Origin of the sequence: Phytohabitans houttuyneae (assembly GCF_011764425.1) — a bacterium.
GTDB classification, from domain to species: domain Bacteria; phylum Actinomycetota; class Actinomycetes; order Mycobacteriales; family Micromonosporaceae; genus Phytohabitans; species Phytohabitans houttuyneae.
Genome location: NZ_BLPF01000002.1, coordinates 2408582 through 2430586, shown reverse-complemented (window position 1 = coordinate 2430586; position 22005 = coordinate 2408582). Strand labels below are relative to the sequence as shown.

Annotated in this window: 19 protein-coding genes and 2 pseudogenes; 15 read left to right on the top strand and 6 right to left on the bottom strand. The window is 74.7% G+C overall.

Features of this window, described 5'->3' with window-relative positions; translation table 11 throughout:
• Nucleotides 1–8: 8 nt before the first annotated feature.
• Nucleotides 9–1301, top strand: a complete 1293-nt coding sequence (locus Phou_RS34025) for a hypothetical protein (protein WP_173063914.1) — start codon at nucleotides 9–11, stop codon at nucleotides 1299–1301.
• A 178-nt stretch (nucleotides 1302–1479) separates the two neighbouring features.
• On the opposite strand, the gene Phou_RS34020 is transcribed toward Phou_RS34025, so the two are convergent.
• On the bottom strand, nucleotides 1480–2352 hold the full coding sequence (locus tag Phou_RS34020; protein ID WP_173063911.1) for a YhjD/YihY/BrkB family envelope integrity protein: 873 nt from the start codon (nucleotides 2350–2352) through the stop codon (nucleotides 1480–1482).
• Between the two features lie 37 nt (nucleotides 2353–2389).
• Between Phou_RS34020 and Phou_RS34015 the strand changes: the two are divergent.
• A pseudogene (locus Phou_RS34015) lies at nucleotides 2390–3330 on the top strand (DUF2332 family protein); the annotation flags it as partial.
• A gap of 153 nt (nucleotides 3331–3483) precedes the next feature.
• Entirely contained in the window at nucleotides 3484–4305 is an 822-nt protein-coding gene (locus Phou_RS34010; protein ID WP_173063908.1) for a YhjD/YihY/BrkB family envelope integrity protein, read from the top strand.
• Here the strand turns inward: Phou_RS34010 and Phou_RS34005 are convergent.
• From Phou_RS34005 to Phou_RS33985, 5 genes and pseudogenes are all read right to left on the bottom strand, one after another.
• Nucleotides 4289–4591, bottom strand: a complete 303-nt coding sequence (locus Phou_RS34005) for an STAS domain-containing protein (RefSeq protein WP_173063905.1) — start codon at nucleotides 4589–4591, stop codon at nucleotides 4289–4291. The genes Phou_RS34010 and Phou_RS34005 overlap by 17 nt on opposite strands.
• Nucleotides 4591–4989: an ATP-binding protein gene (locus Phou_RS34000; RefSeq protein ID WP_173063902.1), complete on the bottom strand. Its 399-nt coding sequence runs from the start codon at nucleotides 4987–4989 to the stop codon at nucleotides 4591–4593. Before Phou_RS34000 ends, Phou_RS34005 begins: the two co-directional genes overlap by 1 nt.
• Nucleotides 4990–5030: 41 nt before the next feature.
• A pseudogene (locus Phou_RS54680) lies at nucleotides 5031–7078 on the bottom strand (MMPL family transporter).
• Nucleotides 7079–7092: 14 nt separating this feature from the next.
• Entirely contained in the window at nucleotides 7093–7737 is a 645-nt protein-coding gene (locus tag Phou_RS33990; RefSeq protein ID WP_173063899.1) for a class F sortase, read from the bottom strand.
• Nucleotides 7734–8573: a DUF4397 domain-containing protein gene (locus Phou_RS33985; protein ID WP_173063896.1), complete on the bottom strand. Its 840-nt coding sequence runs from the start codon at nucleotides 8571–8573 to the stop codon at nucleotides 7734–7736. Before Phou_RS33985 ends, Phou_RS33990 begins: the two co-directional genes overlap by 4 nt.
• Before the next feature lie 115 nt (nucleotides 8574–8688).
• Between Phou_RS33985 and Phou_RS33980 the strand changes: the two genes are divergently transcribed.
• From Phou_RS33980 to Phou_RS33925, 12 genes are all read left to right on the top strand, one after another.
• Nucleotides 8689–9270 carry a sigma-70 family RNA polymerase sigma factor gene (locus tag Phou_RS33980; protein WP_246274035.1) on the top strand — a complete coding sequence of 194 codons (582 nt, stop codon included), beginning with the start codon at nucleotides 8689–8691 and terminating at the stop codon, nucleotides 9268–9270.
• The gene (locus Phou_RS33975; RefSeq protein WP_173063890.1) at nucleotides 9224–9937 is read left to right on the top strand and encodes an anti-sigma factor; all 714 of its coding nucleotides are present in this window, start codon (nucleotides 9224–9226) and stop codon (nucleotides 9935–9937) included. Before Phou_RS33980 ends, Phou_RS33975 begins: the two co-directional genes overlap by 47 nt.
• The gene (locus Phou_RS33970; protein ID WP_173063887.1) at nucleotides 9937–11397 is read left to right on the top strand and encodes an SDR family oxidoreductase; all 1461 of its coding nucleotides are present in this window, start codon (nucleotides 9937–9939) and stop codon (nucleotides 11395–11397) included. The genes Phou_RS33975 and Phou_RS33970 overlap by 1 nt, the downstream gene beginning before the upstream one ends.
• Nucleotides 11398–12085: 688 nt before the next feature.
• Nucleotides 12086–12265, top strand: a complete 180-nt coding sequence (locus Phou_RS33965; protein ID WP_173063884.1) for a hypothetical protein — start codon at nucleotides 12086–12088, stop codon at nucleotides 12263–12265.
• Between the two features lie 126 nt (nucleotides 12266–12391).
• Nucleotides 12392–12925: a SigE family RNA polymerase sigma factor gene (locus tag Phou_RS33960; protein ID WP_173063881.1), complete on the top strand. Its 534-nt coding sequence runs from the start codon at nucleotides 12392–12394 to the stop codon at nucleotides 12923–12925.
• Nucleotides 12922–14142 (top strand): sialidase family protein, encoded by a 1221-nt coding sequence (locus tag Phou_RS33955; protein ID WP_173063878.1) that lies wholly within the window; start codon nucleotides 12922–12924, stop codon nucleotides 14140–14142. The genes Phou_RS33960 and Phou_RS33955 overlap by 4 nt, the downstream gene beginning before the upstream one ends.
• A gap of 34 nt (nucleotides 14143–14176) precedes the next feature.
• Nucleotides 14177–14761 (top strand): hypothetical protein, encoded by a 585-nt coding sequence (locus Phou_RS33950; protein WP_173063875.1) that lies wholly within the window; start codon nucleotides 14177–14179, stop codon nucleotides 14759–14761.
• Nucleotides 14758–15807, top strand: coding sequence for a peptidoglycan-binding protein (locus Phou_RS33945; protein WP_173063871.1), 1050 nt, complete (start codon nucleotides 14758–14760; stop codon nucleotides 15805–15807). The genes Phou_RS33950 and Phou_RS33945 overlap by 4 nt, the downstream gene beginning before the upstream one ends.
• 5 nt (nucleotides 15808–15812) lie before the next feature.
• A complete protein-coding gene (locus Phou_RS33940; protein WP_173064995.1) occupies nucleotides 15813–16487 on the top strand; it encodes an ABC transporter ATP-binding protein in 675 nt (224 codons plus the stop codon).
• Complete coding sequence (locus Phou_RS33935) at nucleotides 16484–17668, top strand: ABC transporter permease (protein ID WP_218579328.1); 1185 nt, start codon at nucleotides 16484–16486, stop codon at nucleotides 17666–17668. The genes Phou_RS33940 and Phou_RS33935 overlap by 4 nt, the downstream gene beginning before the upstream one ends.
• 689 nt (nucleotides 17669–18357) lie before the next feature.
• A complete protein-coding gene (locus Phou_RS33930) occupies nucleotides 18358–19953 on the top strand; it encodes an RICIN domain-containing protein (protein ID WP_371872223.1) in 1596 nt (531 codons plus the stop codon).
• Nucleotides 19947–21842, top strand: a complete 1896-nt coding sequence (locus Phou_RS33925; protein ID WP_173063867.1) for an RICIN domain-containing protein — start codon at nucleotides 19947–19949, stop codon at nucleotides 21840–21842. Before Phou_RS33930 ends, Phou_RS33925 begins: the two co-directional genes overlap by 7 nt.
• Nucleotides 21843–22005 lie beyond the last annotated feature (163 nt).

Below are 22005 nucleotides of genomic sequence, written 5' to 3'. Positions count from 1 at the left end.
GGTGCGCGATGACCGTGCCGGAGAACGTGGAGGTCGAGCGCCTGCGGGCCGAGGTGGCGCGCCTGGAGGCGGCGCGTCGCGGGCGCGCGGGCCGGGCCGGCCGCTGGGTGGGCGCGGTCGCGATCCTCGTGGTCGCGCTGTTGCTGGGGGTGGCGTCGATCGCCGCGGTGTTCGCCCGCAACCAGCTCCTGGACACCAACCGGTACGTGGCGACGGTCGCGCCGCTGGCCCGCGACCCGGTGGTCCAGGACGCGATCGCCAACCGCCTCACCCAGGAAGTGGTCACCCGTGTCGACTTGGAGGGCCTGGCCAAGCAGGCCACCGCCTGGCTCCAGCAGCAGGGCGCGCCGCCGGCCGTCAACCAGCTCGTCCCGCCGGCCGTCAACGGTGTCGAGTCCTTTGTGCACAGTCAGGTGCGGCGGCTGGTCGGCTCGGAGCAGTTCGCGGGGGCGTGGGACGCGGCGAACAGGGTGGCTCACGACGATTTGCGGGCGGTGCTGACCGGAGGCTCCAGCGGAGCGGTCTCCAGCAGCGGTACGGACATCACCATCGACCTCGGCGTGGTGCTGGAGACGGTGAAGCAGCGACTCGTCGCGGCGGGCTTCGCGCTGGCCGGGCGGATACCGCAGGTGTCGGTGCCGTTCACCGTGTACTCCTCGCCCGACCTGCCGAAGATCCGCACGTACGTGACCTGGCTGGACCGCGTCGCCACCTGGCTGCCGTGGGTGGTGCTCGCGCTGCTGGCCGCCGCCGTCGCGGTCGCGCCGAACCGCCGCCGCGGGCTGCTGCTCACCGGCCTGTTCGTCGCGCTGGGCCTGCTGCTGATGCGCGGCGGGATCGCCATCGCCCGCGACTACTACCTGGACCGCCTCCCGCCGACCGTCCAGTCGCCCGAGGCCGTGGCACACGTGCTGGACACGGTCACCAGGCGGGTGCGCGAGTTCGTCACGCTGCTGATCACGCTCGGCTTCCTGCTCGCCCTGGGCGCCTATCTCGCCGGCACCGGCCGGCTGCCGGTGGCGCTGCGCCGCCTGGTCAGCCGCGCCCTGGACGCGACCGCGCGGGCGCTCGGCCGGGCCGGGCTGCCGCTGGGACGCACCCACGACGTGGCCCAGCGGTACCGGTTGTTCGCCGAGCTGGCGGTGATCTTCCTGGCCGCGCTGATCCTGATCCTCAACCCGAGCGTCACGGCCGCACTCTGGCTGGCGGCGGCCGTGCTGGTGGTGCTCGCGGTGGTCGAGATCCTCGCCCGCCTCCCAGCCCCCGCCCCGAAGAGCCCCACCCCTGTCCTCCCCGGCTGACCAGGGCCCTCGCGCGCGGCCACGCCCGCCGCCCGTGCCCTCGCGGTTGATCAGGGACTTCGTGGGTGGACACGCCGCCCGACACGCCCACCAACTCCCTGATCAACCACGACGGGGCGGGTCGACCGCGAGGGGGCGGGTCAGCCGCGAGAGGGCGGGTCAGCCGCGAGAGGGCGGGTCAGCCGCGAGAGGGCGGGCTGGGCGGGTCAGCCGCGACCGGCGGGGCGGCAGCGGTGGGCGGGGGGCGGGTGCGGCGCCAGCCGTCGGGGTCGGGGGTGCCGCGGAAGGCGCGGCCGACCGGGCCGTCCACCCGGACCAGCGCGGCCGTCACCGCCGTGCTGACCACCACGGCGCCGCAGACGACGATGAGCCAGGACTCGACGGCGAAGACCACGCCGATCGGACCGAACTGGGACTCGCTGGAACGCACCGTGCGGGGCAGCACCGTCGCGCCCACCAGGCTCAGCGCCAGCTGCGCGATAGCGGTCAGGATCGCGCCGGGGACCAGGGCGCGCCCGCGCACCCGGCCGCCGAGCAGCAGGTACGGGGTCCACCACCACAGGAAGACGGCCGCGACCGCGCCCAGTGAGCCGCCGATGTGCAGGCTGTGGCTGATCCGCACGGCGAGCGTGAGCAGTCCGAGGTAGACGATGAGGCCGGCCACCCAGGCGGCGCCCCGCCACGCGCCGCGCAGGCCGAGCTTGGGCAGGTCCCACGCGCGTTCGTAGACCTTCTGCAGCGCGCGGGTGAACGACGTGGCCGAGCCCAGCACGAGCAGCACGCCGACGAACGAGAGGCTGCCGCGCACGTCGTCGCGGTCGACGATGAGCTGGCGCACCGCGGTCGCGCTCGTGCCGCCCAGGCCGAACCGGTCGCGCAACGCGTCGAGCAGCTCGGACGACACGCCGGTGGGCGCCAGTGCGGCGAACACGATGACCACCGGGAAGAGCGCGAGGAACGCCTGCGCGGCGAGCACCAGCGAGCTCTCCACCACCAGCGTCGCGCGCATCCGGGAGAGCACGGCCAGGACGAGCCGCCCGCGCAGCTGCACAATTCAGTACAATACCGACAAGCTCGCGCGCGGCATGATGGAACGCGTGACGATTGCGGAGACGTACGTCGATTTCGGTGTCCGGGAGGCGCGCGGCGTGTCGCCGGCGTACGAGCGGCTGGCACTGGCCGTCGCGCGGGACGAGCAGCTCCTCGCGCTGGTGGCCGGCCTGCCGGAGGGCAAGCGCCAGCCCAACCTGCTCTTCGGGGTGGTCCGGCTGCTGGGCGGTCCCGTGGACGACCCGGCGGCCTTCCGCGCCTACGTGCTGGCGCACTGGCCGGAGATCGCCGCCGAGGCGGGCGCACGCATCACGCAGACCAACGAGGCCGGCCGCTGCGCGCTCCTGCTGCCGGTGCTGGCCGCGCTCCCCCAGCCGCTCGCCCTCCTCGAGGTGGGGGCGTCTGCGGGGCTGTGCCTCTATCCCGACCGGTACGGCTACCGCTACGGCGACCATGGCGTGGGCGGCGGTGAGCCGGTGCTCGAATGCGCGGTCAACGGGTTGGCACCGCCGTCGTCGGTACCACATGTCGTCTGGCGTGCCGGTCTGGACCTGAACCCGCTCGACGTGGCCTCCCCGCGGACGTCGTGTGGCTCGATGCCCTGATCTGGCCGGAGCACGCGCACCGGCGGGCCCGGCTGCGGGCCGCGGCGGCCGTCGCGGCGGCGGACCCGCCCCTGCTCCTGCGCGGTGACCTGCTGGACGACCTGCCGGCGCTGGCCGCGCGGGCGCCGGCCGGCGCGACGCTGGTGGTCTTCCACTCCTCGGTGCTGTACCACGTGCCCGCGGCGCGGCGGGCGGCGTTCGTCGCGCTGGTGCGCGGGCTGCCCGGCCACTGGGTGTCGGTCGAGGCGCCCGGGGTGGTGCCGCTGCCCGGCCTGCCGGAGCCGCCGGACGGCGCGCACCACAACGTGCTCGCGCTGGACGGCGAGCCGCTGGCCTGGACGCGGGGGCACGGCCAGGCGATGAGCTGGTTCGGCCGCGACCCGTCCGCGGCCGTGCCGGCGACCCGGTCGACCGCGACCCGGCCAGGACCGCCCAGATGATGTCCGTGAAGCCGCAGTGGCGGGCGGGCTGAGCCCGCCGGGCCGGCGGATGGCGTGCGCGGGCGTCGCACGGGGCACTGTTGGCGCATGTGGGGGCGGTTGCGCGCGGTCGCCGCGGCGGCCGCGCGGCGCCTGCGGGGGCGGGACGTCGCGCTGCACGCGGCGGCGGTGACGTTCTACGGCGCGGTCGCGGTGGTGCCGGTGGTGCTGCTGGCGACGTGGCTGGCGGGCCTGGTCGGCGGCGCCGAGCGGGTCCGGCGCCTCGGCGGGTACGCGGTGGACGCGCTGCCCACCGCCATCGGAGCCGACCGGGTGGTGGCGGCGCTGCTGCGCGCCGGCCTCGACCTCACGCCGATGCTCGCGCTCGCCGCGCTGCTCCCGGCCACCTTCTACGGCGAGGGCCTGCGGCGGGCGTTCGCGTCGATCGCCGGCAGCGGCGGGGCGCAGCGGCTGATCGGCTGGCGCGGCCGGCTGCGGCTGGTACCCCTGCTCGCCCTCACCCCCGCGCTGCTGCTCGCCGTCCTCGCGACGCTGCCGCTGACCACCCGCCTCGTCGGCCGCGGCGGGTGGTCGGGTGTGCTCGGCGTGGTGCTCTCGTTCCTGGCGTGCTGGCTCGCGCTGACCCCGGTGCTGTTCTGGGTGTACCGGGTGGTCGCGCCGGGCGACACGGGCTGGCCGGCGACCGCGCTGGTCGGGTCGTTCACCGCCGCGAACATCTCCGGCTTCCTGCACGGCCTGGTGCTGTTCGCGGCGCTGCCGCTGGACCTCGGGCTGCCGTTCGGCGGCCTCGACGCCGTCGGCGCGGCGGTGGCGCTGCTGCTGTGGCTGTACCTCTTCCACGTGATCGTGCTGGTCGGCTACGCGACGACGCTCGCCGCCGCCTCGCCCGACGTCACGCGGGACCGGTGAGGAGGGCGATCACGTCACAGATGGTCAGCACGCGCCGGGGAAGGCCGTGGAGGTTGACCAGTGTCAGGGTGACGCCGTCCGCGAGCGCCCGCTCCCGCGCCTCCAGCAGCGCCGACACGCCGGTCGCGTCGCAGAAGCGCAGCTCCGCACAGTCGAGGTGGATGGCCGTCACGTCGCGTACCTTCTCGACCGCGGCGAGCAGGTCGGGCCTGGTGGTCAGGTCGAGATCGCCGGCCAGCGCCAGCCGCGCCGTGCCGTTCCGCGCGGCCTCGGTGATCGTCAACATCAGCCACCCAGCCCCGCGGACGGGCACGCCCGCAGGCGGACCCACACCCGCTTGCCTCCGTGGAAGTCGTCCACTCCCCACGCGTCGCTGCACGACTCGATGACGCGGATGCCGTACCCTCCGCCGTCGTGCGGGCCCCGGTCCCGGGGCACCACCGACGAGCCGTCGGCGGCCCGCAGGATCACCCGGCCCTCGTGCGACTCCAAACTCAGTTCGATGCAACCACCGCCGTGGCGAACCGCGTTCGTCACCAGCTCGCTCACCACGAGCTCCGCGTCGTCCAACCAGTCGGCGTCGCTCAGCTGCCACGCGATGAGCATGTGCCGCACGGCCCTTCGTGCGGCGGTCGGAGCCGCGTTTCCCAACGGCAGGTCCAGGGTCGCGTTCAGCTCGCTCACGGTATTCACCTCCTCGCTCCTGCGGCATCGGTTCTACCCAGTCACGCGCGCGAGGAAACGGTCGGGGTAACCGACGCAACATCGCTCCGAACCCGCGCCGGCCACCAGAAACGGTCGCCGAGCAGCATCGCGATCGCCGGCACGACGAGGGTGCGGACGAGCAGCGTGTCGAGCAGCACGCCGATGCCGACGATCACGCCGATCTGGGTGAGCACGATGACCGGCAGCACGCCGAGCACCGCGAAGACCGCGGCCAGCAGCACGCCCGCCGACGTGATCACACCACCGGTCGCGACCAGCGCGCGGACGAACGCCGCGCGGGTGTCCACGCCGCCGGTGACCTCCTCGCGGGCCCGGGTGACCAGGAAGATGTTGTAGTCCACGCCGAGCGCGACGAGGAAGAGGAAGCTGAGCAGCGGCACGCTCGCGTCCAGCCCCGGGATGCCGAGCAGCCACCGCAGCACGACAGCGCCGGCGCCGAGCGCGGCGGCGAAGCTGGCGATGACGGTGGCCAGCAGCAGCAGCGGGGCGAGCAGCGAGCGGAGCAGCACCACGAGGACGAGCAGCACGACGCCGAGCACGAGCGGCACGATCAGCCGCGCGTCGCGGAGGTTGGCCTCGCGCGTGTCGAGGTCCGCGGCCGGCTGGCCGCCGACGAGCCCGCCGTCCCGCGCGACGGCCGCGCGCAGGTCGCGTACCGCCCGGTCGGCGGCCGGCGTGCCGGCCGCGTCGACCAGGTCGACGCGCACCTGGACCAGGCGGCCGTCCGCCGAGCGCTCCGGCCGGCCCACGGAGGAGACGCCGGGGACGGCTTCGATCCGGTCCACGGCAAGGGTTTCCGCGATGACCGTGACCGGCTGCGAGGCGCCGGCGGGGAAGTGCCGGGCCAAAGCCTCCTGCCCCCGCACGGACTCGGCCTCGGTGCGGAACTGCTCGGTGCGCGGCAGACCGATGTCCACGGTGGACAGTCCGGCGGCGAGGGCGCCGAGGCCCAGGACCGCGGCGGCGAGGACGGCGGCCGGCCGGTGGGAGACGCCGCGGCCGACGCGGGACCACAGGCCGCGTTCCGGCCGCTGCGCACCGGACTGCTCGACCCGCGGCACGAACGGCCAGAACACGCCGCGCGGCAGGCACACCAGCGCGGCCGGCAGCACGACGAGGCCGAACACGAGCGCCACCACGACGCCGATGGCGGCGCAGATGCCGAGCGTCCGGTTGCTGGTCAGCACCGCCGTGAGCAGCGTGAGCAGCGCCAGCACGACGGTGACCGCGCTGGCCAGGACGGCCGGCGCCGCCCCGGTCACCGCCCGCGCCATCGCCTCGCGCCGGGACGGGGTGCGGCGCAGTTCCTCGCGGTACCGGGAGATGAGCAGCAGCGCGTAGTCGGTGCCGGCGCCGAAGACGAGCACCGAGACGATGCCGGCGACCGCGGCGTCGGTGCGCTCCCCACCAGCCGGGCCACCCACGGCAGCGTCTTGGCCACCAGCTGGTCGGCCACGCCGATGACGGCGAGCGGCACGATCCAGAGCACCGGGCTGCGGTACGTGATGAGCAGCAGCAGCGCGACCACGCCGGCGGTGGCCAGCAGCAGCCGCACGTCCGCGCCCTCGAAGGCGGCCGAGATGTCCCGGGCGAACGCCGGCCCGCCGGTCACCGCCACGCTCAGCCCGTCGGGCAGGTCGGCGCCGGCGTCCGCGCGCAGGGCGTCCACCCGCCGGTCGCGCTCGTCGTCCGGGACGTCCTCCGGCAGGGGTACCGGCAGCAGGATTGCCCGCCCGTCCTGCGCCGGCACCGCGCCGACCGCGCCGAGCCGCTCCTGCGCGGCGGTGACCGCGTCCCGGTCGGCGCCGGTCAGCGGCGCGCCGGCCCGCTCGTACACGACCACGGCGACACCGGTCCGTCCACTGGGGAACCGGTCGGCGAGCGCGGTGACCTCGGTGGACTGGGCCCCGGCCGGCAGGCCGTCGGTCGGCTCCGCGGCCGGCTGCTCGGGCGAGGTGGTGAACACCAGCGCGGCGAGCGCGGCGGCGAGGACGAGGACCAGGACCGCTCCGGTCCGGCTCGTGATGCGGGCGGCCCAGCGCCCCATGGCGGCTCCCTTCGTCATGCGGGTGTCGCGGTGACCACGACGTTGTCGCGGTAGTGCCCGGTCTCGCGGTCGAACGCACCTCCGCACGTGATGAGCGTCAGCCGCGGCGGCCCGTCCCGGGCGAAGAGGCGGTCCAGCGGGGCGGAGGACTTGGCGTAGACGCGCCGCGAGTCCACTGTGTACACACGCTCGGCCCCGCCCGCGCCGCGGACCATGACGGTGTCGCCGGCGCGCAGCTCGCGCAGCCGGAAGAACGCCCCCTCGCCCTCCTCGGCGCTGTCCACGTGGCCGGCGATCACGATCGAGCCGGCGCCGGAGGCCAGGTCGGGGCCGAAGCGGTACCAGCCGACGGTGTCGACGCTGGGCGGCACGTCGAGCTCGCCGGTGGCCCGGTCCACGCCGGTCGCGCGGACGGTGGCGTCCACGCCGATCGCGGGGATGGCCAACCGCTCGGGCGGCAACCGGCGTGGCGGCACCCGCTCGGCGCTCGGCGCGGGCGCCGCGGCCGCGCCGGCCGTGGCGGTCGTGGCCACCGGGACGGGCGGGGGCGCCGGGCCGAACTCCCGCACCTGCCCGCCCGGACGCCACGCGACGAGCGCCGCCGCGGCCAGCAGCAGCGTGCCGGCCACGACGGCGATCAGGGGCCAGCGGCGGCTCAACCGCGGCCCCGGACGGTGGCCCGGCGCACCGTGGTGGCGGCACCGCCGAGCAGGAGCAGCAGGCCCGCGCCGGCGAGCGGGTAGAGCCACCCGGGGCGCTCTCCGCCGGCCAGCCCGCCCGAGCCGGCCGGAACGCCGCCCGGCGCGCTGTGCAGGCCGGTCAGCACCTGTGAGGTGACCGCGAGTGTCTTGTCCTGTGCGGACCCGATCGCGTAGACGATCGTCGAGGTGCCCTCGGCGAGCTCCAGGTCGGTCGGGCCGAGCACCACGTCGTCGGTCCCGGCCAGGACCACGTCGGCCTCGACCGTGCCGGCGTCGACGTCACCCTTGGCCTCGTTGGGGTTGGTGAGGTTGTCGAAGACCGGTGTGCCGCCGGCCCGCACGTCCACGGCCGGAGCCGCCGCGGTGTGCCGCACGACCAGGCGGGCCTTGCCGGCCGCCACCTTCGCGGTGTCGTTGACGAACGGGGTGAGCGCGGGCTTGCCGTCCGCCGACAGGTGCGCGACGAGGCTCAGGTTCGCCCCGTCCGGCACCTGCGCGTCGTCCACCTTCAGCAGCGGGCTGGCCGGGTCGCCGCCCGGCGTGGTGAGCGCGATGTCGTAGGCGCCGGCGGGCAGGTCGAGCGGGCCGGCGACCTTCGCCGGCTGGAAGTCCGGCAGCGTCTTCTCGCCGTTGACGTACACGTCCACGGGCTGGCCCGGGATGCCGTGCACCACGTACACCGTCGCGTTCTGCGCCGCGGACGCGTTCTGCGCCGCCGTCGCGGGCGCCGCCGCCAGGACCACCGCACCGGTCGCCAGAGCCGCGAGCGCGGTACCGATCACTCGGGGTTGCATCGTTTCCTCCTCGATAGCGTTTCGGCTTATGCTCGGTACTTCGCGGGTAAGGTGCCTCACGGATGCAGGTTGCATCGATTTGGATTTTGTGAAGTGGTTCACAAGGGGTGAAAGCTTGAGCGGCGACGAGGCGCTGGCGCAGCGCTTCCAGGCCGGCGGGGGGCAGGCCCTGCGCGAGGCGTACGACAGGTACGGCCGCGCGGTCCACCACCTCGCCGTCTCGCTGCTGGCCAGCACGGCGGACGCGGAGGACGTGACGCAGTCCGTGTTCGTGGCGGCCTGGCAGGGGCGCCAGGCGTTCGACCCCGCGCGGGGCACGCTGCTGGGCTGGCTGATGGGCATCGCCCGTCGCAAGGTGGTCGACCAGCTGCGCGAGCGCGGGCGGCAGGAGCAGGCCGTCGAGGCGGTCCGGACGGTCATGGTGGCCGACCCGGTCGAGACGCGCACGGTCGAGGAGGTGGTCGACCGGCTGCTCGTGGCCGACGAGATGGGCCGCCTCCCCGACGAGCAGCGCCGCGTGCTCGCGCTGGCGTTCTACGACGACCTGACCCACCAGCAGATCTCCTCGGTGACCGGCCTGCCGCTCGGCACGGTGAAAAGTCACCTTCGCCGCGGTTTGCTCCGCCTGCGCGCCCGATGGGAGGTGGACAATGCGACACGTGGACCCCGACCGGCTGGTGCTCCTCGCGCTCGGTGAGGTGGCTGCCGACGTGGCCGAGAGCGGCCACGTCGCGCACTGCGTCGCCTGCCGCCACGACCTCGACACGACCCGGGAGGTCGCCGAGGCCGGCCGGCGCGCCCAGGACCTGGCCGACCTGCCGCCCCCGCCGCCGCGGGTGTGGCAGCGGATCGCGGCCGCCACCGGCGTGGCGGACCAGCCGGAGCCGGTACCGGCGGTGACGCGCCCCGCCCGACCGCCGCGCCGCTCGCGGCTGCGCGTCCTGGCCCTCGTGGCCGCGACGGCCGCCGCCGCGGTCGCGGTGACCCTGGCCCTGCCCCGCCTCCTGGACCGGCCGCCGGCGCAGGCGGTCGCGGCCACCGCCGACCTCGCCGCCGTCCCGGCCGCGCGGACCGGCGCGAGCGGCGTCGCCCGGGTGCTCGGCGGCGACGGGGGCGAGCGCCTGCACCTGCACGTGACCGGGTTGCCGCCGGACGCCGGCTACTACGAGGTGTGGCTCATCGACCCGGACACCTCCCAGATGGTGTCGGTCGGCGTGCTCCGCGCCGGAGGCGACGAGCTGCTGCCGCTGCCGCCCACCATCGACCTGCGGCGGTACCGGCTCGTCGACGTCTCGGCCGAGCAGTACGACGGGGACGTCGCGCACTCCGGGCGGAGCCTGCTGCGCGGGACGCTGGCGAGCTGATGCGGATCCTGGTCACCGGCGCGACCGGCTACGTGGGCGGGCGGCTCGCACCCCGCCTGGCCGCCCGGGGCCACGAGGTGCGCTGCCTCACCCGTGCGCCGGAGCGGCTCGCCGACGTGCCGTGGGCGTCCACTGTGGAGGTCGTGCGCGGCGACGTCGGCGAGGCGGACACGCTGACGGCCGCGCTGTCCGGCGTCGACGTGGCGTACTACCTCGTGCACTCCCTCGGCCAGACCGGCTTCGAGGCGGAGGAGCGGCGCGGCGCGGAAAACTTCGCCGCCGCCGCCCGCGCGGCGGGTGTGCGGCGGATCGTCTACCTCGGCGGCCCGGCGCCGGACGGCGCGGCCAGCGGCTCGGCGCACCTGCGCTCCCGGGAGACCGTCGCCCGCACGCTGCTCGGTTCGGGCGTGCCCACCGTCGTGCTGCGCGCCGCGGTGATCCTCGGCTCCGGCTCGGCGTCGTTCGAGATGCTCCGCTACCTGACCGAGCGCCTGCCGGTGATGGTGGCGCCCCGCTGGGTGCGCAACCGCGTGCAGCCGATCGCCGTCCGCGACGTCCTGCACTACCTCGTCGCCGCCGCCGACCTGCCGGACACCGTGGAGGGTGACTTCGCGATCGGCGGGCCGGACGTGCTCACGTTCGCCGACATGATGCGCCGCTACGCGCGGGTGGCCGGCCTGTCCCGCCGGGTCGTCGTGCCGGTGCGGCCGCTCACGCCGCGGCTGTCGGCGTACTGGGTCGGCCTGGTCACGCCGGTGCCGGGGCGGCTGGCCCGTCCCCTGGTGCAGAGCCTGGTGCACGAGGCGATCGTGCGGGACCGGGCGATCGCCGCGCACATCCCCGACCCGCCGGGCGGGCTGACCGGCTTCGAGGCGGCGGTACGCCTCGCGCTGGCCAGCGTCGCCGGCGGCGAGGTGGAGACCCGCTGGTCCACCGCCGCCGCACCCTCCGACCCGCTCCCGACCGATCCCGGCTGGGCCGGCGGCACCGTCTACACCGACGAGCGCGGCACCGCCGTCGCCGCGTCGCCCGCGCGGCTGTGGGCGGTCATCGAGTCGATCGGCGGCGAGACCGGCTGGTACTCGTTCCCGCTCGCCTGGGCCGTGCGTGGCTGGCTCGACAAGCTCGCCGGCGGTGCCGGGCTGCGCCGGGGCCGCCGCCACCCCACGCGCCTGTACGCCGGCGAGGCGCTGGACTTCTGGCGGGTCGAGGCCCTCGACCGCGGCCGGCTGCTGCGCCTGCGCGCGGAGATGCGCCTGCCCGGCCGGGCGTGGCTGGAGATGCGGGTCGCCGAGCGCGACGGCGAGGTGCGCTACGAGCAGCGCGCCGTCTTCCTGCCCCGCGGCCTGCCCGGCCACCTCTACTGGTGGGCGGTGGCACCGTTTCACGCCGCCGTCTTCGGCGGGATGGTGGCGAACATCGCGCGCACCGCGGAGAAAGCGCCGGCGCGCGACGGGTGAGCGGGGCACCGCGCCCGAGCGCGGTGCCCCGAAGGTGTCACCACCACCACCAAGGACCGACCCACCAACCCCACGATCCAATGTGGACAGCCAAGGCAACCATTGCCAACACCCCCGTTTCGCTCTCGCCTGCGTGGATCACGCTAGCGGGCGGACAGCCCTGTCCGGAGGGTGATGCGAAATCTATTGCTACCGGCGGGTTTCGCTGCGCGGAGCGGCCGACCGGGCCACGCGCCGGCGCCGTTGTCCGGTGCCGCGCCGACGACCGTCCAATGTGGGCGTCCCGCCCGGCGGGTGTCCGGTCGGTCAGCCCCTGGCGAGCGCGTCGCGGCCCTTACACCCCGGGGGCGGCTCCGCCGCTGATCACGTCGACCGGGATGTCCCGGCCGGGGTTCCGCCAGGCTCCAAGCTGATTGATACTTTTCAATACTTCCGGGGCCGGCGTTGAGGCCTGGGGCATGCCTCGACGACCCAGCGCGCGGCGTTTCGAAGGACTTCGCGGAAAAGTCGCCGTCGGCCCGGCTCCGCGCCCACCGTCCTTCGTCAGCAGGCCCCACCAGATGCACTTCCATCGTTACCGGTCCCGGCTGTGGACCGTCGCCGCGGTCGGAGCCGGGCTGCATCCAGGCGATCCGCGAGGGGCGCACGCACCAGGACCCGCTCTACCCCAACCCCGGGCAGCTTCACCGTGCAGAACAGGGGCCCGACCACGGTCTACACCGACGTGTACGGCCGCAACGCCTCCAGCACGCCGTTCACCGGCTCGATCCGGCAGTACTTCGCCGGGAAGCAGCAGCACCGCGCTGTACGTCCGCGGCTCGATCAAGGACTACAGCGGGAGCACGGCGGACGCCATCCACGCACCTAACTAGCCCAAAAGGGCTCAAACGAGGCCCGCGGCGGTCATCCGCCGCGGGCCTCCGCGTGTTTTTCTGTGTGGACCCATGCAACCCATCCGGTACATCGGGTGCACCTACCCGGTGAAGGGAGCGGGATGCGAAGCGACAGGGAGCAGGACCGGCGCCAGTTCAGCGAGTACTTCGCTGCCCGGCACGAGGTCGTGCGCCGCACGGCGTACCTCATGTGCGGCGACTGGCACTGGGCCGACGACCTGACGCAGGCCGCGTTCATCCGGCTGGCCGCCGGGTGGCACCGCATCCGCGACCCCCTGGCCGTCGACGCGTTCGTGCGCACCTGCCTCGTCCGGGCGTACCTGTCGGAGACCCGCCGCATGTGGCGGCGCCGCGAGCGGCCGATGGCCGAGCCGCCCGACGTGGCCGGCGCCGACGACGACGCCGAGGCCGCCACCCGCCGGGTGGTCTTCGCCCGCGCGCTGCGCCAGGTGCCGCCGCGGCAGCGGGTGACCCTGATCTGCCGGTTCTACCAGGGGATGGACGTGGCCGAGACGGCCGCCGCGCTGGGCTGCTCGGAGGGCACCGTCAAGAGCCAGACCGCGCGGGGCCTCGCCACCCTGCGCGAGGTGCTCGGCGACGCCGTGCCGGCCTGGGCCACGGAGGGAAGGCCGTGAACGATCTGCGAGAGCTCTTCGACGAGGCCGTCGGCACGCCGCCGCCGAGCCACCTGTCGGCCGGTGAGGTGTACGCGGCCGGACGCCGCCGCCACCGCCTGCGCACCGCCTCGGCCACCGCGGCCACCGTCCTGGCGGCCGTGCTCGTGGTCGGCGGCGGGCTGCTGCTGCCCGGCCGGCTGAGCCAGAGCCTGCCGCCGGCCGACGACCCGCCGACCGCCGCGACCCCGGCGCGGGAGCCGATCCAGTGGGCGGGCGCCTGGGACGCCGACCACCTGTACCTGACGCACCTGGCCTGCCCGGACCACTCGTGCCCGAAGACCACCGTGCGGGTGCGCGGCTCCGGCGACGGCGGCCGGACGTGGACCGACCGCGGCGAGCCGGTCGACGCCTACGGGTTCGCCGTCGCCGGGCCGGACACGCTCGTGGCCATCCGGCCGTCGGGGGCCACCGGCGGACGGAGGCTCGCGGTCAGCACCGACGGCGGCCGCGGCTGGCGGGTGGTCCGCGACGCGCCGGCGGTCGACGCGGTACCGGCCGGCGGCGCCGTCGCCTGCTGGGCCGACGCGGGTGAGCCGTGCACGCTGTGGGCGCTCGACCCGGACGGCGGCACCCGGGCGCCGCTGCGCCACCAGCCGGCACTGCTCGCCAGCGGCGACGACCTGCTCCCTCAGCGGTCGGGCGGGCGGATCTGGGTCCGCGGCCTCGATCCCGCCACCGGCCGGCCAGCCGTCGCGGTCAGCGGGGACGGCGGCCGCACCTGGTCCGCGCACACGTTCGCGGACGCCCCGGCCTGCCACTCCGAGGGCTGCCGCCAGCCGGAGCTGGCCACCGGCGGCCCCCACGCGTACGCGCTCGCCGTCGGCGCCTCCGCCCGCGCCGTCTACCGGTACGCGGACGGCGATGGCTGGGCGCGGGTCACCGGCGTCGACCGCGTCCCCACCGAGCGCCTCGACACGCACGCGCCGTCGTTCGTGGCCGGGGACGGCACGCACGTGCTCTGCGAAACGGCGTCCCTACCGGACGGTCGGGACGGCTGCCGCTTCTGGGCGGCGCGCGGCGGCACGTACGCGACGGTCGCGCTCACCGGCCTGCCCGCCACCGTCTACCCGATCCGCCGCACGGCGGGCGGGTGGTTCTACACGTACAGCTACACCGACCGGCGGCTCTTCGGCTCCCCGGACGGCTGGACCTGGTCCGCCATCTCCGCCCGCTAGACCGCCCCATCCGCACGTCCACAAAGGAGAGACGATGACGCGTGCCCTGAGACTGGGTGCGGCCCTCGCGCTGGCCCTCGCCGCCACCGCCGCGTGCGGCGGCACGGCGGAGGCGCCGCCGGTGGCGACCGCCGGTGGATCGTCCACATCGGCTTCGCCGGGTGGCGACGCGGTCGCCGCCTACGTGGAGAACCAGCGCAACCTCGTCAAGTGTTTCCGGGAGCAGGGTTTCGACGTGCCCGACCCGGACGCGCAGGGCCGCATCGACCTGGGCCCCGCGATGGGCGGCCGGAAGAAGACCGACCCCAAGGTGCGGGCGGCGTGGGAGGCGTGCAAGGAGTTCAGCGTGCCGGTGCCGGCCGAGCTGCAGGAGAAGCCCGAACCGGTGACGGCGGAGCAGCTGGCCAACCGACGCGAGTACGCCAAGTGCATGCGCGCCAACGGCATGCCGCGCTGGCCCGACCCGCGCCCGGACGGCTCGTGGCCGGAGGACATGCTCGGCGGCGAGCTGACCCCGCAGGAGCAGGCGGCGAACATCGCGGCGCTGCAGATCTGCGACCCGGTGCTGGACGGCCGCCCGCCGACCACGCCCAACCCGAACGACGTGCCCAAGGGATGACCGGCCGGGGTATCGCGCTGGGCGGCGGCGCGCTGGCGCTGGTCGCCGTGGCCGCCGCCGCCACGCTCGGCCTCGGCGGGCGCGGGGCGACCGGACCCGCGCCGGAGCGCACCGGGCCCGCGGCCACCGCGGTCGTCACCCGCCAGACGCTGGTGCGGTCCGTGACCCTCACCGGGGAGCTCGGGTACGGCCCCGCCGTGCCGCTCGCCTCGACCGCCGCCGGCACCGTGACGTGGCTGCCCGAGGTGGGTGCCACGGTCCGGCGCGGCGAGGCGGTGCTGCGCGCCGACGAGCTGCCGGTCCTGCTGCTGTACGGCTTCCTGCCCATGTACCGCCCGCTCGCCGTGGGCGTCAAGGGCTCGGACGTGCGGCAGTTCGAGCGCAACCTCGCCGCGCTCGGGTACGACGGTTTCACCGTGGACGAGGAGTTCTCGGCGGCGACGGCGGCCGCGGTGAAGCGGTGGCAGAAGCAGCTGGAGCTGCCGGAGACCGGCGCCGTCGAACGCGAGCGCGTGACGTACGCGCCGGGTGCGATCCGGGTCGCCGAGCACCTGGTGCGTCCGGGCGCGGCGGCCGCGGCGGAGGTGCTCGCCTTCACCGGTACCACGCGGGTGGCGACCGTCTCGGCCGGCGCGGGCGAGGCGGCCTGGGCGTCGAAGGGCGTGGCGGTGACGGTGTCGCTCCCGACCGGCGGCTCGGTCGCCGGCACCGTCTCGTCGGTCGGCCCGGTGAGCACGGCGCAGGACGGTGCCGGCGACGCGGCGGCCGCCGTGGAGGTGACCATCGCGATCGCCGACCAGAAGGGGCTCGGCGCGCTGGCCGGCGCCCCGGTCGAGGTGCGCTACGAGGCGGAGCGCGCCGACGACGTGCTGACCGTGCCGGTGGACGCGTTGTTGGCCCTGGCCGAGGGCGGCTACGGCGTGGAGCTGGACGGCGCCGCCGGCACCCGGGTCGTGGCGGTGCGGGTGGGGCTGTTCGCGGACGGGCGGGTCGCGGTGACCGGCGACGGCCTGGCCGAGGGCGCCCGCGTGGGGGTGCCGGAGTGAGCGCCGTGGTCGAGCTGGCCGGCGTCTCCCGCGCGTACCCCGGCGGCGTCACCGCCCTGCGCGACGTGTCGCTCACCGTCCACCATGGAGAGCTGGCGGCCGTGGTCGGCCCGTCCGGCTCGGGCAAGTCGACGCTGCTGCACCTCGTCGGCACGCTGGACCGCCCGTCGTCCGGCACGGTGCGCGTCGACGGCCACGACATCTCCGCCCTCTCCGACCGCGCGCTGTCCGCGCTGCGCGCGCAGCGGATCGGCTTCGTGTTCCAGCAGTTCCACCTCGCGGCCGGGGTGCCGGTGCTGGACAACGTCGCGGACGGGCTGCTCTACGCGGGCGTACCCCTGAAGCAGCGGCGCCGCCGTGCCGCGCAGGCCCTGGCCCGGGTGGGCCTCGACCACCGCCTCGGCCACCGCCCGCACCAAATCTCCGGCGGTGAGCGGCAGCGGGCCGCCATCGCCCGCGCGGTGGTCGGCGACCCCGCGCTGCTGCTGGCCGACGAGCCGACCGGCAACCTCGACTCCGCGTCCGGCGCGGCGGTGCTGGACCTGCTGCGCGACCTGAACGCCCGCGGTACCACCGTGCTCGTCATCACCCATGACCGCGAGATCGCCGCCGGCCTGCCCCGGCGGATCGTGCTCCGCGACGGCCTCGTCGTGGCCGACGAGACGGCGGTGCCGCGGTGATCCGGCCGGCGCGGCTGGGCCCGGCCGACGTGGCCCGGCTCGGCGCGGCCGGCCTGCGCGCCCGCCCGCTGCGCGTCTTCCTGTCCGCGCTCGGCGTGGCGATCGGCATCGCGGCGATGCTCGCGGTCGTCGGCATCTCCACGTCGAGCCGCGCCGAGCTCGACCGCACGCTCGACCGCCTCGGCACCAACCTGCTCACCGTCGCGCCCGGCGAGGGCCACGGCGGCGAGCGGGCCACATTGCCCATCGAGTCGACCGCGATGGTGGGCCGGATAGGACCGGTCGAGTCGGTCAGCGCGACCGGCGCGGTAGAGAAGGCGGTGTACCGCAACGACCGCGTCCCCACCGGCCAGACCGGCAGCATCGCCGTGCTCGCGGCCGGCCCCGACCTGCTCGCCACCGTCCGCGCCACGACCCGGCACGGCACGTGGCTGACCCCGGCGACGGCCGCGTACCCGACGGTCGTCCTCGGCGCGACCGCCGCCCGCCGGCTCGACCTGCCCGGCGTCGGCACCCGCGTGTGGCTGGGCGGCGAGTGGTTCGCGGTGGTCGGCATCCTCGCGCCGGTGCCGCTCGCCGATGAGCTGGACAGCGCCGCCCTGGTCGGCTGGGAGGCGGCACGGCGTTTCCTGTCCTTCGACGGCCACCCCACCCGCCTCTACGTGCGCACGGCGCAGAGCGAGGTCGCGGCCGTACAGGCGGTGCTGGGCCGGACCGCCAACCCCGAGTCGCCGGACGAGGTGGCGGTGTCCCGCCCGTCCGACGCGCTCGCCGCCCGCCAGGCCGCCGACCGCACGCTCAACGGCCTGCTGCTCGGCCTCGGCGCGGTGGCCCTGGTCGTGGGCGGCATCGGCATCGCCAACACGGTGGTCATCTCGGTGCTCGAACGCCGCGCCGAGGTCGGCCTGCGCCGCGCCCTGGGCGCCACCCGCCGCCAGATCCGCACCCAGTTCCTCACCGAGTCGCTGCTGCTGTCCGCACTGGGCTGGGCCGGCGGCGCGGTGCTGGGCATCGCCGCGACGGCCCTTTACGCCCAGACCCAGCGGTGGCCGCTCGTGGTGCCGGCCTGGGCCACCGCGGGCGGCCTCGCCGCGACACTGCTGATCGGCGCGGTCGCCGGGCTGCTGCCGGCGATCCGCGCGAGCCGCCTCTCTCCGACGGAGGCGCTGACCAGCCCTTGAACTAGGGCTGCCGCGGTGGTCCGGACCGTCGCGCGCGGTCTCACCGTCCGCGGTGGCGAAGCGGTGCCGGCTGAGGCCGCCGCGCCGGCGCGGCGGATGACCTTCGGCAAGCGGGGTCACCGTCATCCGGTCCGTCGCGGGCACGAGCCCGCCGCCCATCGGATCGTGGTACCGATTCGCCCTCATAGGCGCAGTTGAGTACCACGATCTGCGGCGAGCCACCTCGTGACCGGCGCCGTCCCGAGCATGTCCGGCCCGAACCACGCCTGCACCGCCTGCGCGACGTCTCCACGATCTGCGGGAGCGGGGTGAGCTGGGCGACCGCGGAGGGTGAGGCCGCGGGAGCAACGGTCCGGACCACCGCGGGCGTCGCGGTAGCTCGCGTCTCGTTCGGGTTGGACCTATTGAGGGCCGCGGAGATCCAACCATCCCGACCCCGCGGTTGCCAGGCACCCCACCAGGCTGGCCGGGCACCCTCCGCCAGGCTTCGCCTGCGACGCCGGGCCGGCGGCACTTGCCGGATGAGCGCGCCCTCTGCCACCAGGCGCAACCACGCCACAGGCATTGACGTCTCTGAATTGAATCGTTACGATCCGGCCGGAAAGCGCTTTCCGTCGCTGGCGGGCGGACGCCGGGCGGTTAGACCCCCAGCGGCGCGGGCACCCGCGCCGTCGACCCAGGAGGGCATCGTGAGAAAGCGACACTGGCGGCTGGCGCTGGCTGGCCTCGGCGCGGCGGCGCTCGCCGTCACCGGCAGCGTGGTGGTGACCCGCGCGGCCGATGCGGCCACAGTGGACACCAACGCGACGTACGTCTTCGTCAACCGCAACAGTGGCAAGGCGATGGACCTGTACAACTGGTCGACGGCGGACGGCGCGCCGATCAACCAGTTCACCCGCAACGACCTCGCCGTGCAGCAGTGGCGCTTCGTGGACGCCGGCAGCGGGTGGTACCAGGTCCGCTCCGTCCACAGTGGCAAGGTGCTCGAGGTGCCCAACGCGCTGGACGGCGCGCAACTTGTTCAGATGCCGAGTGTTAACGGTAACACCAGGCAGCACTTCCGCCTCGCGGACTCGGCCGGCGGGTACGTGCGCTTCATCAACCGGCACAGCAGCAAGGCCCTCGACGTGTGGGAGTGGTCCACGGCGGACGGTGCGATGGTCGCGCAGTACACCGACTTCGACGGCGCAAACCAGCAGTGGCAGCTGGTCACGCTCGGAAGCGGCGGCGGTACCGGGTGCGGCAGCGGCTCGTTCAACGCCGAGGCGGTCAACAACGGCGGCACCTGGACCGCGCGCAACGGCGGCACCACCGCGTACACCGGCACCGACATGCGCGCGGCGGTACAGGCGGCGATCGGCACCCTCACCGCCGGCCGCACCTCGAAGCAGCGCGTCGTGGTCCGCGGCTCCGGCTCGATGAGCGCCGGCTCGCGCATCTCGCTGCCCAGCTACACGACGATCGACGTGTGCGGCACGATCAACGTGACCGGCTCGGGCTCGGGCGACCAGGCGCCGATCTACTCGCGCGGCACCACGCATGTCGAGGTCCAGCACCTCAACGTGACCGGCGCCCCGCTGTACGGCATCTTCATGCGCAACGTCACCAACGTGATCCTCGGCCAGATCGACATGCGCCTGTCCGGCGGTCTCGGCGTGCGGATCGACAACCGCGGCGACACGTCGCAGTGGACCCGCAACGTGCGGATCGACAACGTGTTCGTCTCCGGCGCCGGCTCGCACGCGGTCGAGACGTACGGCGTGGACGGCATCACCATCGGCACCGTGACCGCCCGCAACGTCGGCGAGTCCGGCCTGCTGCTCAACGAGACCATCAACGCCACAGTGACCATAGTGGACGCCGAGAACGCGGGCGCCGGCACCGGGTACGCCGCGTTCCGGATGGCCAACCGCAACGGGCGGATCGGCTCCAGCTACGGCACCAACATCCGGGTCGGCACCGTGCGGGCGCGCGGCGGCGGCCGGGGCATCTTCTGCGTCTCGGAGAGCGGCGGCGCGCAGATCGACCGGGTGGACATCGCGAACACCGGCAACAACGCCATCCTGATCGAAAACTGCTACAACGTGAACATCGCCGCGAACGGCGGGACGATCAGCGGCGGGGGCGAGGTGCGGCTGGCCGAGCGCACCGAGTTCGCCGGCAACGCCGACATCACGCTGCGCAACTTCACGCTGGTCAACAACCGGATCGTGGAGAACCCGTGCGCCGACCGGCTCACCATCTCCAACGTCACGCTCAACAACTCGTCGATCGTCCGATGCTGAGACGAGCCCGTACGCGCCTGGTGGCCGCCCTCGCGGCGGCCACCCTGGCCGCGCTCGCCCTCACCGGCGTCGTCACCCCATCGGCGAACGCGGTCGGCGAGACCACCTTCCGCAACCCGCTGCTGGCCAACGGCGCCGACCCGTGGCTGCAGTACTTCGAGGGCAACTACTACCTCGCCACCACCACCTGGACCTCGCAGCTGGTGATGCGCAAGTCGCCCACGCTCGCCGGCCTGGCCACCGCCCCGCCGGTGTACGTGTGGTCGGAGACGGCGGCGGACTCCTGCTGCAACTTCTGGGCGTTCGAGTTCCACCGCCTGAACGGGCCGAGCGGCACCCGGTGGTACCTGATGTTCACCTCGGGGCACGCCGCCAACCTCGACCGGCAGCACCTGACCGTGCTAGAGAGCGCCGGCGACGACCCGATGGGGCCGTACATCTACCGCGGCTCGCCGATGCCGACGACGTGGAACATCGACGGCAGCTACGTCACGATCGGCGGCCAGCTCTACCTGCTGTGGTCGGAGTGGCAGGGCGCCGACCAGAGCATCTGGATCGCGCGGATGACCAACCCGTGGACCATCACCGGCAGCAAGGTGCTCATCTCCCGCCCCACCCACTCCTGGGAGACCGTGGGCGGCCGCACCAACGAGGGCGCGGAGCCGTTGCAACGCAACGGAAAGACCATGCTCGTGTACTCCGCGTCGTCGTGCAACACGCCGGACTACAAGCTCGGCCTGCTCACGCTCACCGGCAGCAACCCGCTCAGCGCCTCGTCCTGGACGAAGTCACCGAACCCGGTCTTCCAGCGCGGCAACGGCGTGTACGGGCCGGGGCACAACGGCTTCTTCACGTCGCCGAACGGCGCCGAGGACTGGATCGTCTACCACGGCAACGCCTCGACCAGCGAGGGCTGTGGCAGCAGCCGGTCGACGCGGGCGCAGCGCTTCACCTGGAACTCCGACAACACGCCGAACTTCGGCGCGCCCGCCTCGACCAGCACGTCGCTGGCCGTGCCGGCGGGTGAGCTGGGGCCGATCACCGCGAATGTCCAGGGTGGAGCGTACACAGTCGTCAACCGCAACAGCGGCCTGTGCCTGACCGCGGCCGGCACCGCCGACGGCGCCAATGTCACGCAGGGCGACTGCGCGGCGGCGGCCAGCCGGTGGGTCCTGGACCAGACCGCGGACGGGTATCACCGCCTGGTCAACCGGAGCACCCGCAAGGCGCTCGACCTGGCGGACTGCGCGTCGGCGGACGGCGCGGACATCCGGCAGTGGGCGTGGCTGGACAACGCGTGCCAGCAGTTCCAGCCGGTCACCACCGCGGACGGGTGGCTGCGCCTGCAGAACCGGGCCAGCGGCAAGGTCCTCGACGTCGCCGACTGCTCGACGGCGGGCGGCGCGGACGTGCGGCAGTGGGCGTGGCTGGGCAACAGCTGCCAGCAGTGGCGGCTCGCCCCGGCCGGCAACGTCACGGTCACCAGCGTCCAGAGCGGGAAGGTGCTGGACGTCGCGGACTGCTCCACCGGCAGCGGCGCCAACGTGCGCGCCTGGGTCTACAACGGCGCCGACTGCCAGCGCTGGTCCTTCACGCACACCGACAGCGGCTTCTACCGGATCCGCCCGGCGCACAACGCCTCCGGTTGCCTCGCCGTCGCTGGAAGCTCCACATCGGACGGTGCCAACATCGAGCAGAGCACCGCCTGCTCGGGTACCAACTCGCAGTTCCGCCTGGAGGTCCTGACCGACGGCGCGGTCCGCCTCCTGGCGCGGCACAGCGGCAAGGCGGTCGACCTGGCCAACTGCGACCTCGCGATGGGCGCGAACATCGCACAGTGGTCGTGGCTGGACAACATCTGCCAGCGGTTCCACCTGCGCGCGGCCTGACCGGACCCCGGGGGTGGGCGCGGCGTACCGGTACGCCGCGTCCGCCCTTCGTGGCAAGATGGCCGATATGCTCGCCTTTGCCCCAGAGAGGTCGGCGTCGGGCACAGCTGGCTCACAGCCGGACCACAACGGGCCCACCGAAACCGCGGCGACTGTTGTCGTG